This is a genomic window from Martinezella hainanensis, assembly GCF_900094555.1.
GTDB lineage: Bacteria > Pseudomonadota > Alphaproteobacteria > Rhizobiales > Rhizobiaceae > Rhizobium > Rhizobium hainanense.
Genome location: NZ_FMAC01000003.1, coordinates 278,387 through 292,912, shown reverse-complemented (window position 1 = coordinate 292,912; position 14,526 = coordinate 278,387). Strand labels below are relative to the sequence as shown.

Annotated in this window: 15 protein-coding genes; 4 read left to right on the top strand and 11 right to left on the bottom strand. The window is 62.0% G+C overall.

The window, feature by feature from the left end; all coding sequences use genetic code 11:
- Window positions 1–63: 63 nt before the first annotated feature.
- Window positions 64–2,127 carry a 3-hydroxyacyl-CoA dehydrogenase NAD-binding domain-containing protein gene (locus GA0061100_RS11915; protein ID WP_075852914.1) on the bottom strand — a complete coding sequence of 688 codons (2,064 nt, stop codon included), beginning with the start codon at window positions 2,125–2,127 and terminating at the stop codon, window positions 64–66.
- 95 nt (window positions 2,128–2,222) lie between these two features.
- Between GA0061100_RS11915 and paaG the strand changes: the two genes are divergently transcribed.
- The 4 genes from paaG (at window position 2,223) to GA0061100_RS11895 (ending at window position 5,505) form a co-directional block, all read left to right on the top strand.
- A complete protein-coding gene (gene paaG, locus GA0061100_RS11910; protein WP_075852913.1) occupies window positions 2,223–3,011 on the top strand; it encodes a 2-(1,2-epoxy-1,2-dihydrophenyl)acetyl-CoA isomerase PaaG in 789 nt (262 codons plus the stop codon).
- Entirely contained in the window at window positions 3,008–3,451 is a 444-nt protein-coding gene (gene paaI / locus GA0061100_RS11905) for a hydroxyphenylacetyl-CoA thioesterase PaaI (protein ID WP_075852912.1), read from the top strand. Before paaG ends, paaI begins: the two co-directional genes overlap by 4 nt.
- A gap of 42 nt (window positions 3,452–3,493) precedes the next feature.
- The gene (gene paaK / locus GA0061100_RS11900) at window positions 3,494–4,804 is read left to right on the top strand and encodes a phenylacetate--CoA ligase PaaK (RefSeq protein WP_075852911.1); all 1,311 of its coding nucleotides are present in this window, start codon (window positions 3,494–3,496) and stop codon (window positions 4,802–4,804) included.
- 104 nt (window positions 4,805–4,908) lie between these two features.
- Window positions 4,909–5,505, top strand: coding sequence for a TetR/AcrR family transcriptional regulator (locus GA0061100_RS11895; protein ID WP_075852910.1), 597 nt, complete (start codon window positions 4,909–4,911; stop codon window positions 5,503–5,505).
- 9 nt (window positions 5,506–5,514) lie between these two features.
- On the opposite strand, the gene GA0061100_RS11890 is transcribed toward GA0061100_RS11895, so the two are convergent.
- The 10 genes from GA0061100_RS11890 to paaX form a co-directional block, all read right to left on the bottom strand.
- Window positions 5,515–6,129, bottom strand: a complete 615-nt coding sequence (locus tag GA0061100_RS11890; RefSeq protein ID WP_075852909.1) for a transferase hexapeptide repeat family protein — start codon at window positions 6,127–6,129, stop codon at window positions 5,515–5,517.
- The gene (locus GA0061100_RS11885) at window positions 6,130–6,648 is read right to left on the bottom strand and encodes an acyl-CoA thioesterase (protein WP_075852908.1); all 519 of its coding nucleotides are present in this window, start codon (window positions 6,646–6,648) and stop codon (window positions 6,130–6,132) included. It lies immediately after the preceding gene.
- 4 nt (window positions 6,649–6,652) lie between these two features.
- A complete protein-coding gene (gene paaZ, locus GA0061100_RS11880; RefSeq protein WP_075852907.1) occupies window positions 6,653–8,710 on the bottom strand; it encodes a phenylacetic acid degradation bifunctional protein PaaZ in 2,058 nt (685 codons plus the stop codon).
- A 67-nt stretch (window positions 8,711–8,777) separates the two neighbouring features.
- The gene (locus GA0061100_RS11875; protein ID WP_075852906.1) at window positions 8,778–9,533 is read right to left on the bottom strand and encodes a Phenylacetic acid catabolic protein; all 756 of its coding nucleotides are present in this window, start codon (window positions 9,531–9,533) and stop codon (window positions 8,778–8,780) included.
- Between the two features lie 28 nt (window positions 9,534–9,561).
- Window positions 9,562–10,638 (bottom strand): 1,2-phenylacetyl-CoA epoxidase subunit PaaE, encoded by a 1,077-nt coding sequence (gene paaE, locus GA0061100_RS11870; RefSeq protein ID WP_075852905.1) that lies wholly within the window; start codon window positions 10,636–10,638, stop codon window positions 9,562–9,564.
- 19 nt (window positions 10,639–10,657) lie between these two features.
- On the bottom strand, window positions 10,658–11,182 hold the full coding sequence (gene paaD, locus GA0061100_RS11865; RefSeq protein ID WP_075852904.1) for a 1,2-phenylacetyl-CoA epoxidase subunit PaaD: 525 nt from the start codon (window positions 11,180–11,182) through the stop codon (window positions 10,658–10,660).
- Window positions 11,183–11,191: 9 nt separating this feature from the next.
- Complete coding sequence (gene paaC, locus GA0061100_RS11860; protein WP_075852903.1) at window positions 11,192–11,974, bottom strand: 1,2-phenylacetyl-CoA epoxidase subunit PaaC; 783 nt, start codon at window positions 11,972–11,974, stop codon at window positions 11,192–11,194.
- On the bottom strand, window positions 11,974–12,258 hold the full coding sequence (gene paaB, locus GA0061100_RS11855; protein WP_069061017.1) for a 1,2-phenylacetyl-CoA epoxidase subunit PaaB: 285 nt from the start codon (window positions 12,256–12,258) through the stop codon (window positions 11,974–11,976). Before paaB ends, paaC begins: the two co-directional genes overlap by 1 nt.
- A 30-nt stretch (window positions 12,259–12,288) precedes the next feature.
- Window positions 12,289–13,293: a 1,2-phenylacetyl-CoA epoxidase subunit PaaA gene (paaA, locus tag GA0061100_RS11850; RefSeq protein ID WP_075852902.1), complete on the bottom strand. Its 1,005-nt coding sequence runs from the start codon at window positions 13,291–13,293 to the stop codon at window positions 12,289–12,291.
- A 299-nt stretch (window positions 13,294–13,592) separates the two neighbouring features.
- Entirely contained in the window at window positions 13,593–14,483 is an 891-nt protein-coding gene (gene paaX / locus GA0061100_RS11845; RefSeq protein ID WP_075852901.1) for a phenylacetic acid degradation operon negative regulatory protein PaaX, read from the bottom strand.
- Window positions 14,484–14,526 lie beyond the last annotated feature (43 nt).

Below are 14,526 nucleotides of genomic sequence, written 5' to 3'. Positions count from 1 at the left end.
CGATTCAACCATTCCCGCGGCCTCTCTTGTCGGCATGCAGGGGCTTGCGGGCAATTCCGTGCGCTAAGGCCTTTCAAGCGGCCTGAAGCTACCATCTTCCGCCGCCCGACGCAGGGCCTCGCATGGCGGTTCGGCAAGACTGGATATGGAAAGCCGATCCAGCGCGGCAACGATTTCGGCGAGACCGCGAGTTTGCGCATAATGCATCGGGCCGCCGTGCCAGCGCGGGAAACCATAACCATGGATCTTGACGAGATCGATGTCGACGGTACGCATGGCAACACCCTCGTCGAGCATCAGTGCCGCCTCGTTCACCATCGGCAGGATGATGGCATCGGCTATCGACACCTCGTCCCATATCTTCTGCGACTGTCCCGAGGCCTCCTCCTCAATGACGGCGGCAACCACATCCGACGGCTGCGGTGTGCGCTCGCCGGGCGGGTAATCGTACCAGCCGCCGCTTGATTTCTGGCCAAAGCGCCCGATGGTGCAGAGCCGGTCGGCAACAGGGGCGAAGGGCGTTTCGCCACGTTCGCGCGCGGCCTTGCGCTGGAAAGCTGCAATGTCGAGACCGCCGAGATCCTGCGCTTCGAATGGCCCCATCGGCAGGCCGAAGGCGCGCATGGCGGCATCGACGGCGGTAGGCGTAGCACCTGAAAGCAGAAGACGCTCCGCCTGCACACGCGTCACCTTCAGTATGCGGTTGCCGATGAAGCCGTCGCAGATCCCGGCGCGGACCGGAATTTTCCCGAGCAGGCGGGCGAGCGCAAAACCTGTCGCCAGCGTGGCCGGCGCTGTCTTATCAGTCGGCACGATCTCCAGAAGCTTCATGACATGGGCGGGGCTGAAGAAATGAAGACCCAGAAAGCGCTCCGGCTGCGCAAGCCCTTCGCTGATCTCCTCCGGATCAAGATAGGACGTGTTCGTTGCCAGCACGGCATCGGCACGGCAAACCTTAGCCAAGCGGGTGAAGACGGCGCGCTTCACAGCGAGATTCTCGAAAACCGCCTCGATGATAAGATCGGTGTCGGCGAGCGGGCCATAATCGTCCGTACCGACGACACCGGCCATTCGCTCTGCTGAGGTCTCAGGCGAAATGCGGCCCCGTTTTACGGAGGCCTCGAAAATCTGCTTGATATTGGCGACGCCTCGCTCGACGGTGGCTCGGTCGCGTTCGACCAGAACGACCGGCAGACCGGCATCCCTCAGGGCCGCGGCGATGCCGGCACCCATGGTGCCACCTCCAACGACGGCAGCAGAGCGGATGTCACGCGGCACCGCACCAGCAAGTCCCGGCGGGCGGGATGCGGCCCGTTCGGCGAAGAAGACATGACGCAAGGCCGCCGCTTGCGCGGAGCCGCGTAGCTCCAGAAACGTCTCGCGCTCGAAGGCCATTGCAGCCGAAAAATCCACCTCGCTCGCCTTGCGGATACAAGCAAGCGCACGGCATGGAGCAATCTCCCGCCTCGCCTTGGCCGCAACGGCCCTTTCCACATTCTCCCAGAAACCATCCTCGACTGCAGGAACGGCGCGCTCTGATATCCGCTGCGGTCTCGATTTACCGGCAATCTCCCGCGCAAACGCGATAGCAGCCGACAGGAGCTCACCTTCGACGATGGCGTCGACGAGACCGAATGCCAGCGCCTTTCGTGCATCGAGGGGATTGCCGCTTGTCACCAGATCAACGGCGGCTGCGGCACCGATCAGCCTTGGCAGGCGAACCGTGCCGCCGGCACCCGGGATGATGCCGAGCTTCACCTCCGGCAGGCCGAGACTTGCCGAAGCGACCGCAACGCGATAGGCGCAGCCGAGCGCTACTTCGAGGCCGCCGCCAAGCGCACTGCCATGGATCGCCGCCACCCAGGGCTTTCTCGCACTTTCAACGGCCGCGACAACATCGGGAAGATGCGGCGGGATCGGCGGCTTGCCGAACTCACTGACGTCAGCGCCAGCGATGAAGGTCCGGCCGGCACAGCGAAGGACGGCAGCACTCACGCTCACATCTGCATCGATGGTGGAAACCGCATCGACCAGCGCCTGGCGCAACGCCTGCGACAGTGCGTTGACGGGCGGATTGTCGATGGTGATGACGGCGATTACGCCTTCGTGCGTGATGGTGACGGTCATGATCTTCCTCCCGATCGTTGCTTTTATAATTGACTGACCGGTCGGTTTATGCAAGAGTTTTATCGTCGCTGATGGAAGGGCGACGGGGAGGAAACATGTCCGAATCCGACACCATTCTGTCGGCGCTTGCCGATGGCGTCTTGAGCCTCACGCTCAATCGACCCGACAAACTCAATTCCTTCAACGAGGAAATGCATCTTGCACTGCGCGCCGGCTTCGAGCGCGCGCATAAGGACGCCAACGTGCGCGCGGTTCTCCTGACGGGAGCGGGCCGCGGCTTCTCGGCCGGCCAGGATCTCGGCGATCGCGATCCGCGCAAGGGCACGCCAGATCTCGGCCATACGATCGAGACCTTCTACAATCCGTTGCTCCGCCTCATCCGTAGCCTGGAAAAGCCTGTCATCTGCGCGGTCAACGGCGTGGCTGCCGGCGCCGGCGCCAATATCGCCTTTGCCTGCGACATTACCCTTGCCGCCCGCTCCGCTCGTTTCATCCAAGCCTTCGCGAAAATCGGCCTCGTGCCGGATTCCGGCGGCACGTGGAACCTGCCGCGGCTTGTCGGCGAAGCCCGCGCCAAGGCGCTGGCGCTGACGGCCGAACCGCTCGACGCGGAAACGGCAGCCAGCTGGGGCCTGATCTGGCGCGCCGTGGACGACGACAAGCTGATGGAAGAGGCAACGGCGCTCGCCGCAAGGCTCGCGGCCGGCCCGACCAAGGGGCTGGGCCTGACAAAGCGCGCTATTCAGGCGGCAGCGACCAACTCACTCGACGAGCAGCTCGATCTCGAGCGCGACCTGCAGCGCGAAGCCGGCCATAGCGTCGACTATGCCGAAGGCGTCACCGCCTTCCTCGAAAAGCGCAAGCCGGAGTTCAAGGGACGATGAGCCTGGTAGAAAATCTTTCGCCGCAGGCGCTCGCGGAAGCCTGCGCCAGAGCCATGTGGGATGAAGACAACGCCACCCAGCGCCTCGGCATGGAGCTGCTTGCCGTAGCACCGGGTGAGGCGACGCTTTCGATGGCAGTCACCGAGGTCATGACGAACGGTCATGGCACCTGCCACGGCGGCTATATCTTCACGCTCGCCGATTCCGCCTTCGCATTCGCCTGCAACAGCTACAACCAGCGCACGGTCGCCCAGCACTGTTCGGTGACCTACATCGCGCCGGCTTTCAAGGGTGACCGCCTGACGGCGACGGCGCGCGAGGTATCCCGTCGCGGACGAGGCGGCATCTACGATATCGCGATCACTAACCAGGAGGGCGAGCAGATCGCGGAATTCCGCGGCCACTCGCGAACGGTCAAGGGCACGCTTCTGCCGGGATAGGGTTGATACCGGCAGCGTCTAGCATTTCTGGAGGAGACATTCATGGAACACCTTTCCCCGCGGGCCGGCGAGCTTGAGACGATCGAGACAGCCTCGCGCGACGAGATTTCCGCGCTGCAGCTCGAACGCATGAGATGGTCGCTCACCCACGCCTATGAGAATTCACCCTTCTATACCAAGCGCTTCGATGAAGCCGGCGTGCACCCCTCCGATCTCAAGACCCTGGCGGATCTCGCCAAGTTTCCCTTCACCACGAAGAAGGATCTTCGCGACACTTATCCCTTCGGCATGTTCGCCGTGCCGCGCGAGAAGCTCGCCCGTATTCACGCTTCCTCCGGCACGACGGGCAAGCCGACCGTCGTCGGTTATACCGCCAAGGACATCGATACCTGGGCGACCGTCGTTGCCCGTTCGATCCGCGCCGCCGGCGGCCGTGCCGGCGATCTGGTGCATATTGCCTATGGCTATGGTCTCTTCACCGGCGGCCTCGGTGCGCATTATGGCGCGGAAAAGCTCGGCTGTACGGTCGTGCCGATCTCCGGCGGCATGACGGAACGACAGGTCACGCTGATGCAGGATTTCAAGCCGCGCATCATCATGGTCACACCTTCCTACATGCTTTCGATCCTCGACGAATTCCGCCGCCAGGGCCTCGACCCGCGCGAAAGCTCGCTCGCCGTCGGCATCTTCGGCGCCGAACCATGGACCAATGCCATGCGCGAGGAAATCGAGCATGCCTTCGACATGCATGCCGTCGACATTTACGGACTGTCCGAGGTTATGGGGCCGGGCGTCGCCAATGAGTGCGTCGAGAGCAAAGACGGGCTGCATATCTGGGAGGATCATTTCTATCCTGAGATCATCGATCCGGTTAGCGGCGAAGTTTTGCCTGACGGCGAGATCGGCGAGCTGGTCTTCACCACACTGACCAAGGAAGGCCTGCCGGTCGTCCGCTATCGCACGCGCGACCTGACGCGGCTGCTGCCCGGCACCGCACGTTCCATGCGCCGCATGGAGAAGGTGACGGGCCGCTCCGACGACATGATGATCCTGCGCGGCGTCAACGTCTTTCCAACGCAGATCGAGGAGCAGATCCTGAAATGCCGCGGGCTTGCGCCGCACTTCCAGATCGAGCTGACGCGCTCCGGCCGCATGGACAACATGACCGTTCATGTGGAGTGCACGCTGGAGGCGGCGGACGAAACCGCACGCGGTGTTTCGGCAAGGGAACTTACCCATCACATCAAGAGCGTCGTCGGTGTGACGACGAAGATCACCGTGCATTCTCCGGGCGGCGTGGCGCGCTCCGAAGGCAAGGCAAAGCGCGTGATCGACAACCGCCCAAGGGAATGATTGGGAATCCAGCGGGATAGCCTGGCAAGGATTTGACTGTATATAGAAAAGACTGGCCGCACCAAGCGGCCATGATCGACAGGGAATGAGCAGAGCAGGATCACATGGCACGCACACGCGCAGTTGATTTCGAAGAAAAACAGCGTGGTATCCTGGCAAGCGCTGCGGCGGTCTTTGCCGAGGTAGGCATGGAGAAAGCCTCCATGTCGATGATCGCCTCACACGGCAATGTCTCGAAAGCCCTGCTCTATCACTACTATCCAGGCAAGGATGCACTGATCTTCGACATCGTGCAGACGCACCTGACGGAACTTGAAAGCGCCATCGAAGCGGCAGACCGCACCGACGTAACGCCGCAGGAGCGGTTGCGTCTGCTCGTAAAAGCCGTGTTGAAGAACTACGAAGGTGCCGACAACGAGCACAAGGTGCAGCTCAACGGCACACATGCCTTATCGCCGGAGCAGCTATCGGAACTGCGGACGATCGAGCGGCGCATCGTCAAGCACTTCTCTGCCATCATCGAAGACCTCAATCCAGACCTCAACAAGAACAGGCCATTGCTGATGCCGGTCACCATGTCGCTCTTCGGCATGATGAACTGGGTCTACATGTGGTTCCGCCCCAACGGGCCGATCACCCGCGACGAATATGCCGATATTGCCACCACGCTCATCCTCGAAGGCGTCAAGGCCGTCCGCTGATGCCGCACGTCAGCCGCCGAGCTTCATTCTCTCCAGAATAAGCGGATCATATTCCGGCGCGTGTATACGGCGGCGATCCGGCTCAGGTGCCGTCAGCGGCTCGGCGGCGACCAGCTTTTCCTTCGCTTCCAGCGCCAGGCGCTGGTAGATGGCAGTGCCCTGGCGCTTCCAGGCAATCTCTTCTTGCGTCAATTCGCGCACGACGCGTGCCGGCGAACCAACGGCGAGGCTGTTGGCCGGGATTTCGGCGCCGGCCTTGACGAAGGCTAGGGCGGCGACGATGGCATTCTCGCCGATAACGGCTTCGTCCATGATGACGGCGTTCATGCCGACCATGGCATTGGCGCCGATCCGGCAGCCATGCAGCACCGCGCCATGGCCGATATGCCCTGCCTCCCCGATAACGACCTCGAGATTCGGGAAACTATGCACGACGCAGGTCTCCTGCACATTCGAGCCGCGCTCCAGCACAATGCGGCCGAAATCGCCTCGCAGCACGGCGCCCGGCCCGACATAGCAAGCCGGCCCGATGATGACATCGCCGATGACGGTTGCGACCGGATGCACGAAGGCCGCGGGATCGATGACCGGGATCACACCGTCATAGGAATAGATCTGCGGCATCTAATCGGCTCCCAAACCTTCGACATCGCGACCGGTTTCGGCCACCGCATCAAGCCGCTGCGCGAATTCGCGACGCAATGTCCGGCGAAGCTGGGCGGCCTTGTGCCGCCGGATGTCGGCTGCCGTCACCGGAACCAGCTCGGGCACGCGAACCGGGCGGCCGGCCTCATCCACCGCGACCATGGTAAAATAACAGGAATTGGTGTGGCGACGCTGGCCGGAGCGGATGTTTTCCGCCTCGACCCGGATGCCGACTTCCATGGATGTGCGCCCCGTATCATTGATCGAGGCGCGGAAGGTGACGAGCTCGCCGACATTGATCGGCTCCTTGAACAGCACCTGGTCGACCGACAGCGTCACCGCATATTGCTTGGAATAGCGCGAAGCACAGGAGAAGGCGACGCGATCAAGCAGATTCAGAAGAGCGCCGCCGTGCACCTTGCCGCTGAAATTCGCCATGTCGGGCGTCATCAGCACGGTCATTTCCAGGCGATGCGGGTCTTGCTCGATCGTCGTCATGCGCTCACTCTCTCGTTTTCGCCACCATCGTCAGAACATCATACTGCGCGACGACGGCATCCAGCTGGTTCGTTACCTTGCAATCCCAGCGCACCTCGCCATGCTCGGCATTGATGCGGGGATTGATCTCCTTGCAGGTCAATTGCACCTCAAGCGTATCACCCGGATTAACCGGTGTCAGGAAGCGCAGATTGTCCACACCGTAATTTGCAAGAACCGGGCCTGGAGCCGGATCGACGAAGAGACCGGCCGCAAACGAGACGATAAGATAGCCGTGCGCAACGCGGCCCTCGAAGAACGGGTTGGCCTTGGCAGCCTCTTCGTCCATATGGGCATAGAACGTATCGCCGGTGAAGCTCGCAAAATGCTCGATATCGTCCAGTGTAACAGTGCGGGTGGCGGTGATGAGCTGGTCGCCGATCCTCAGCTCGGCGAGCGATTTGCGGAAGGGATGCTCGCTGTCGGTACGGGCATCCGCGCCGTCCATCCAGCGACCCGTCACTGCTGAGAGAAGGCGTGGAGTGCCCTGCACGGCGGTGCGCTGCATATAGTGCTTCACGCCTCGAATGCCGCCCAGCTCCTCGCCGCCGCCGGCACGGCCGGGACCACCGTGAACGAGGCCCGGCAGAGGCGAGCCGTGGCCAGTAGAGCTCTTGGCGCTAGCGCGGTTGCCGATCATCACGCGGCCATGAAACGGCGCAAGACCGAGAACGACGTCCTCGGCGAATTGCGGATCGTTGGTGAAGACGGAGGCCACGAGGCTGCCCTTGCCGCGACGTGCCAGATCGACCGCTTCTTCCGCCGTATCGTAGGGCATGACCGTGCTGACCGGGCCAAAGGCCTCGACATCGTGAACTGCGCGTGCCGATCCGGGCTTGTCGCAATAAAGCAGAACCGGATTGAGAAAGGCGCCGGCGCTCGCATCGCCGGACATGATGCTCGGATTATCGGGATCGCCGCCGACGATCTCGGCGTCCGCAGAGAGATCGCGGATGCGCGCGCGCACTTCCTCGCGCTGATCAAGGCTTGCGAGCGGCCCCATCCGAACAGTCTCATCAGACGGATTGCCGATTGCCGTCTTGCCGAGGCGGTCGTTCAAGGCCCCAATCAGCGCTTCACTATAGGCTCGGGGCGCGATGACGCGACGGATGGCCGTGCATTTCTGGCCCGCTTTGACGGTCATCTCGCGGGCGACTTCCTTGACGAAAAGGTCGAATTCCTCGGTGCCGGGGGCAGCATCGAGGCCGAGAACAGCTGCATTGAGGCTGTCGGCCTCCATGGTGAAGCGCACGGAATTCTCGATGATCGCCTTGTGCATCTTCAGACGTCGGCCGGTTGCCGCGGAACCGGTGAATGTCACCACATCCTGGCCCTCGACATGATCGAGGAGATCGCCGACCGAGCCGCAAACGAGCTGCAGCGCGCCCTCCGGCAAAAGACCGGTTTCGATGATGCGGCGGACCATGAGCTCGGTGAGATAGGCCGTCTGGCTCGCTGGCTTGACGATGGTGGGAACGCCGGCGAGCAAGGTCGGCGCGACCTTTTCCAGCATGCCCCAGCAGGGGAAGTTGAAAGCGTTGATATGAACGGCGACGCCCTGCAGCGGGCTCAAGATATGCTGCGCGGAAAAACTCTGATCCTTCGACAACTGCTCCACATCGCCATCGAGCAGCACGCGCGCGTTCGGCAGCTCGCGCCGTCCCTTGGAGGCATAGGACAGCAAGGTTCCGATGCCACCTTCGATATCGACCCAGCTATCGGCGCGCGTGGCGCCGGTCGCCGTCGAGAGCGCGTAGAATTCTTCCTTTCTCTCGAGCAGCGCCTGGCCGAGCGCCTTCAGCATCGCGGCGCGCTCATGGAAGGACATGCTTCTCAGCGCCGGGCCACCCTTGTCGCGGCCATGCGCCAGTGTCTGCTTGAAATCGATGCCGGAGGAATCGATTGACGCGACCGGTGCGCCGGTCGACGCATCGAGCAGCGACATGCCCTCCTTGGCACCGGCGACCCACGCGCCGCCGACATAGCTTTCGAGCCGACGCGGCTGGCTTGCCATGATGTTCATCCGAATTTCCTTCCTTCATCTTTTCCGGCAACCCGAACAGAAACGCGAAGCGTTTTCCTGGAATTGCCTAATTCAATCCGAGCGCAGACAGCTGCGCGTCGACATCGGCCTGCCATTCGGCAAGCAGGGTTTCGTTGGGCGTATGACGCAGGCCGAAGCGCGATAATGTCTCGAAACGGGTGGAGCCGGCATGGCCGAAACTTGCGGCAACGCGGGGATACCAATAGGCGACCGAAACACGCGCCTTCGCCCGCCCCTCGTTCTCGGCGACGATGTGGGCAAGGCCCGCGACGCCCAGTTCCGCATGCCGCTTCTCACGCGGCAGGATGGCTCTGAAGACTTCGGCAAGCGGCTGGTAGGAGACATGCGCAAGCTCCTTCAGCTGCACGACGCTGGCAGCGCCCATCAGCACGTTCATGACGACGGCATCCACCCAGCCGTCAAGCGGATAATGGAAGACGGCAAGCCGCATGTCGCCGCCCTGCCTGACGGCGCCGATATCGGCCTCGCGGGAGAGCCGTACGGCCCAGGGATGATGGACGGCATAGCGGCCGCCATCGACCCCGAAGGTCTCCATGATCTTCAGCACCTGGCCGGCATGATCGGTCTTTTCCAGCACGATCCGCGCTGCGGAAATGCGCTCCTGAATGCCGGGCGCATCGTTGATGATATCGGCAAAACCGGCGGAACCGGCTAGTTCGCTATCGACGAAACTTGCCATGAGACGCAGCAATTCGCCGCGATAGCGGGGAGGCACGTTATCGGGCGAGGAGAGCACGCCGCCCTCTCCCAGATATTGCTCGATCGGCATCGTATCGGACATGTCGTTCCTCCCTTCGATACGGCCCGGCCTATTGGTCGTAACTGACGACGATGCGGTCTGTGAGCGGGTAGCACTGACAGGTCAGCACATAGCCCTGGCGCACCTCGTAATCCTCGAGCGCATGGTTGACCTCCATCTCGACCTCGCCTTCGAGAACCTTGGCCCGACACGTGGAGCACACGCCGGCCTTGCAGGCGTAGGGCACATCCATCGCGTTTTCGAGCGCGGCATCGAGCAGGCACTGGCCCTGCTTGGGAAATTTGAAGACGCGCGTTGCGCCATCAAGCGTGACGGTCGCCTCGCAGCTCGTTCCATGATCGGCTGCGGCCGCGCTCTCCACCTTGCGGCGGGCACGGCCAGGCTGGGAGGAGGCGAAGAGTTCGAACTTGATCTGGTCATCGCGCATGCCGTGCTCGCGCAAAGCCGCAGCGATCGCCAGCATCATTGGCTCGGGACCGCAGATGAAAGCTGTCGCGACCGACGTCAGATCGATCCAGCTCTTGAAGAGCGCCTTGCATTTTTCCGCATCGATCCGACCGGTAAAAAGGTCGATCTCCTGCGCCTCGCTTTCGAGCACGTGCAGCACCGACAGGCGGCCGAGATAGAGGTTCTTCAGATCGTCAAGCTCTTCGCGGAACATGATCGAGCTGATCTGCCTGTTGGCATAGACCAGCGTGAAGACGGAACGCGGCTCGCGCGCCAGCACCGTCTTGATGATCGAGAGAACCGGCGTGATGCCGCTGCCGCCGGCAAAGCCGAGATAGTACCTTGCCATATCAGGCTCGATCGCCGTGAAGAAGGCGCCCATCGGCGGCATGGCTTCCAGCGTGTCGCCTGCCTTCAGGTTTTCGTTGATCCAGGTCGAGAAACAGCCGCCATCGACGCGCTTGATGCCAACCTTCAAGACGCCTTCATCCTTGCCGGCACAGATCGAATAGGAGCGGCGCAGCTCCTCGTCATCGAACTGGCGGCGAAAGGTCAGGTACTGGCCCTGCGTGAAATCGAAGGCGGCTCGATCCTCTTCGGATGGCGCAAGCGTGACGACAACAGCATCGCGCGTCTCGCGGCGAACATCGGTGACGGTCAGGGGATGGAAACGTGCCATGGATGCGGGCCTCGTTGGGTCAAATGCACTTGAAGTAATCGAAGGGCTCCAGACAGTCGGTACAGCGATAGCTCGCCTTGCAGGGCGTCGAACCGAACTGACTGATCTTTTCCGTAGCTGCCGATCCGCAGCGCGGACAGGCAATGGTGAGATTGGAACGGCCGGAAAGCCGATCGATGCGTTTCACCAAAACGCCGTCTGCAGCCGTGCCATCGATCGGCGGCGCGATGCCGTAAGCGCGCAGCTTCTCGCGTCCCTCGTCGCTGATCCAGTCCGTCGTCCAGGCGGGTGACAGCCGGCGCTCGAGGCGCACCCGGTCGAGACCTTTTTCGGCCAGCGCGCGCTCGATATCGAGGTTGATCACCGTCGTGGCGGGACAGCCCGAATAGGTCGGCGTCACTGTGACGACAAGCGTATCCTCCTGCCAGCCGACATCGCGGATGATGCCGAGATCCGTTAGCGAAATCATGGGGATTTCCGGGTCCGGCACTTCGGACAGCCAGTGCCAGATCTCGTCGACCGAAGGATGAAGCGCGGTCGTCATCTCCGCCTCCTACCAGGTCGCGCCCGGATAGGCGCGCTGCAGGAATTGCAGTTCGGCCAGCATGTAGCCGAGATGCTCGGTATGAACGCCGCGCCGACCGCCCTTCTGCATGTAGCCATCCGTGGGTCGCTTCAGCGTCGCTTCCACGAGCGCGTCGGAAACGATCTCATCCCAGTCGGCTTTCAGGCTTTGCGGCTCCGGGATCACGCCGACCTGCACCAGCGCCGCATCGGACGCATCGCCGACGAACATTTCGCCCGTAAAGGCCCAGAGTTCGTCGAGCGCCTCCTGCATGCGGCGATGGCTTTCGGCCGTGCCGTCGCCGAGGCGGATGATCAGGTCGCGGCTGCGATCGAGATGATAGGAGACTTCCTTGAAGGCCTTTTCCGCGATCTCGGCGACCCGCCGGTCGGTCGAGTTCTTCAATGCCTTCAGCATCAGATAATGCCAGGCATCAAAGAGGAACTGCCGCATCAGCGTCTTGCCGAAATCGCCGTTGGGGCGCTCGACGAGCAGGATGTTGCGGAACTCGAAACCGTCTCGCAGATAGGCGAGATCATCCGCCGAGCGACCCTTTCCTCCCACCTCACCCGCCAGACCGAGCCAGAGCTGTGTCTGGCCGATGAGGTCAAGCGCCGTGTTGGCAAGCGCGATATCCTCTTCCAGTGCCGGCCCACGGCCGCACCATTCGGAGACACGATGGCCGAGGACCAGCGTGTTGTCGCCAATGCGAACCAGGAATTCGAAGAGAGCGGCCTGATCGACCGCCGGCTCAAGGGTCGCGGCCGCCATCACATGTGCCCCACTTCATCCGGAATGTCGAAGAAGGTCGGGTGACGATAGACCTTTGAATTGGACGGGTCGAAGAGCGGACCTTTTTCGGAAGGCGCGCTGGCGGTGATCTCGGAAGACCGCACCACCCAGATGCTGACGCCTTCGTTGCGGCGCGTGTAGACGTCGCGCGCATTATTGATCGCCATTTCGGCATCGGGCGCATGCAGGCTGCCGACATGGCGATGGTTGAGACCGTGCTGCCCACGGATGAAGACTTCCCAAAGCGGCCATTCGCTGGACATGTTTCTCACTCCCTGACTATTCCGGCCGTCTTATTCGGCGGCGATCTTTGCGGCGGCGCGGCGCTCGGCCGCCTTCTCGGCGTACGCCGTCAGGCCATCGCGGAACCAGGCGCCATCGTCCCAGGCCTGCTTGCGGGCATTCAGCCGCTCCGCATTGCAGGGGCCGTTGCCGGCGATCACGTTGAAGAACTCTTCCCAGTCCGGCTCGCCGAAATCGTAGCCGCCCTTGTCTTCGTTCCATTTCAGCGCGGGGTCGGGGACGGTGAGGCCGAGATATTCGGCCTGCGGCACGGTCTGGTCGACGAATTTCTGGCGTAGCTCGTCGTTGGAATTCTGCTTGATCTTCCAGGCCATCGACTGGGCCGAATGCACCGAGGCGTCGTCGGAAGGGCCGAACATCATCAGCGACGGCCACCACCAGCGGTTCAGAGCATCCTGCACCATGGCCTTCTGCGCCGGCGTGCCCTTCACCATCTTCATCAGGACATCGAAGCCCTGGCGCTGATGGAAGCTCTCTTCCTTGCAGATACGGATCATCGCCCGCGAATAGGGGCCGTAGGAACAGCGCTGCAGGGGAACCTGGTTCATGATGGCCGCGCCATCGACCAGCCAGCCGATCGCGCCGATATCGGCCCAGGTCAGCGTCGGGTAGTTGAAGATCGAGGAATACTTGGCCTTGCCGGAATGCAGCTGCTCGTACATCTCGTCACGGCTGATACCGAGCGTCTCGGCGGCACAGTAGAGATAGAGGCCGTGGCCCGCCTCGTCCTGTACCTTGGCAAGCAGGATCGCCTTGCGCTCCAGCGTCGGAGCCCGGCTGATCCAGTTGCCTTCCGGAAGCTGGCCGACGATTTCGGAATGGGCGTGCTGGCTGATCTGGCGGATCAGCGTCTTGCGATAGCCTTCCGGCATCCATTCCTTCGGTTCGATCTTCTGGCCGGCATCGACGCGTTCCTGAAAGACGCGCTCCTGAGGGTCCATCTCGTCGAGGGAACGGATGCGGGCGCCATCGGTTTTCACCATCTGTGCATACATTGATCTTTCCTCCGTCTTCGCGCGTTCGACGCACTCGAGAATGATCGCAGGCCTGCAGTTGTCTTGAAGCGCATCAGCAAGGCCGTCACTTCACGACACCACCAGTATAAGCCTGTTTCTCGCTCTCCTCCACGAAACAGCGATCCGACAGCAAACGCATTAACCGACCGATCGGTCATTGTATTAGCATGCGATATGTCACAATACAAATGAATTTTGCGAGTTTTCTGTGACATTTGAAAATGCGCAGAAACACTACGCGACAAGCATTTCGCTATATCATTGAGCGGATTGAGTTTTCAGCGGGACCTGAGACGCTCGAGACGGTGCTGGCTTGCCGGCGTCGTCTCTTGAAGCTTGCCAGCCTCGTTGACGAACCGGCGCCCCACATAGCCGTCTGCCTTTTTTGACAAGCGCAAATAGAGGTCGGCAAACAGACGGCGCGCTTCCTCGCCTGGCCAATTATCCGGCAGTGCGGACTTGGGAAGGTGCGGCTCACGCAGCATGATCAGGCGGTACTGATGAACAAGCAGCAGCCGCGCGATCAGGCAATCGAAGGCCGATAGCGCGGCACAATCTCCAGCCTTTTGGGAAAATGCGCCGAAGCGGGCAGTGAATTCGCCATAGGCCTCCGCGAAACGCGGCAGATTCCAGGCCTCTTCCGCAAATTCCCGCAAGGCACCGTTCTCGGTCGCCAGCTGCGCGTCGAAGACGACGACGCGCCCAGGCAAAGGCGGTGCGGGATGCGTCCCCATCGCCAGGCGCGGGTTCAGCCTGGCAAAACCTTCCCGCTCAAGGCCCTGCATGATCTCTTCCGGAGCTGGTCCGTTGATCAGGACGAACTGCCAGCGGACGGCGGGCTGCGGCCCATAGAACAAGCTGGCGGCCTCCGCGAATTCGGTCTGAGCGGCGTCCGTCAGCCGATAGAAACTGCGCCGCCCCTCCCGCTCGCCCGCAAGCTGGCCTGCTGCGACCAGTCGCGACACTGCGGTCCGCACCAGCGTCTCGGTGATCCCGACACTTTTGCATGTCTCGATGAGGTTGCCGATCCAGACAACGCCGCCGCGCGGCTCGATGACGTCGCCGTAAATCGTCACAATGAAGCTCGCGGCCTTGATGGGCAGATCAACAAGCAGCGCTGTGACCGCCTCGTTCAAATCATCTCCGAGTTTGACGTTATCAGCCGACAATCGAACTCTGCTCCGCATCTGTAATTGTGAAAATCTATTAGCG

What these genes read in the sequence shown, in the direction of transcription:
- GA0061100_RS11890 (WP_075852909.1), bottom strand. Translation starts at nt 6,129, where the DNA reads ATGCCGCAGATCTATTCCTATGACGGTGTGATCCCGGTCATCGATCCC.
- GA0061100_RS11895 (WP_075852910.1), top strand. Translation starts at nt 4,909, where the DNA reads ATGGCACGCACACGCGCAGTTGATTTCGAAGAAAAACAGCGTGGTATC.
- paaZ (WP_075852907.1), bottom strand. Translation starts at nt 8,710, where the DNA reads ATGAACATCATGGCAAGCCAGCCGCGTCGGCTCGAAAGCTATGTCGGC.
- paaD (WP_075852904.1), bottom strand. Translation starts at nt 11,182, where the DNA reads ATGACGACCGCGCTTCATCCTTCGGTCGACGAGATCTGGCACTGGCTG.
- GA0061100_RS11885 (WP_075852908.1), bottom strand. Translation starts at nt 6,648, where the DNA reads ATGACGACGATCGAGCAAGACCCGCATCGCCTGGAAATGACCGTGCTG.
- paaG (WP_075852913.1), top strand. Translation starts at nt 2,223, where the DNA reads ATGTCCGAATCCGACACCATTCTGTCGGCGCTTGCCGATGGCGTCTTG.
- paaA (WP_075852902.1), bottom strand. Translation starts at nt 13,293, where the DNA reads ATGTATGCACAGATGGTGAAAACCGATGGCGCCCGCATCCGTTCCCTC.
- paaE (WP_075852905.1), bottom strand. Translation starts at nt 10,638, where the DNA reads ATGGCACGTTTCCATCCCCTGACCGTCACCGATGTTCGCCGCGAGACG.
- paaB (WP_069061017.1), bottom strand. Translation starts at nt 12,258, where the DNA reads ATGTCCAGCGAATGGCCGCTTTGGGAAGTCTTCATCCGTGGGCAGCAC.
- paaI (WP_075852912.1), top strand. Translation starts at nt 3,008, where the DNA reads ATGAGCCTGGTAGAAAATCTTTCGCCGCAGGCGCTCGCGGAAGCCTGC.
- paaC (WP_075852903.1), bottom strand. Translation starts at nt 11,974, where the DNA reads ATGGCGGCCGCGACCCTTGAGCCGGCGGTCGATCAGGCCGCTCTCTTC.
- GA0061100_RS11915 (WP_075852914.1), bottom strand. Translation starts at nt 2,127, where the DNA reads ATGACCGTCACCATCACGCACGAAGGCGTAATCGCCGTCATCACCATC.
- paaK (WP_075852911.1), top strand. Translation starts at nt 3,494, where the DNA reads ATGGAACACCTTTCCCCGCGGGCCGGCGAGCTTGAGACGATCGAGACA.
- GA0061100_RS11875 (WP_075852906.1), bottom strand. Translation starts at nt 9,533, where the DNA reads ATGTCCGATACGATGCCGATCGAGCAATATCTGGGAGAGGGCGGCGTG.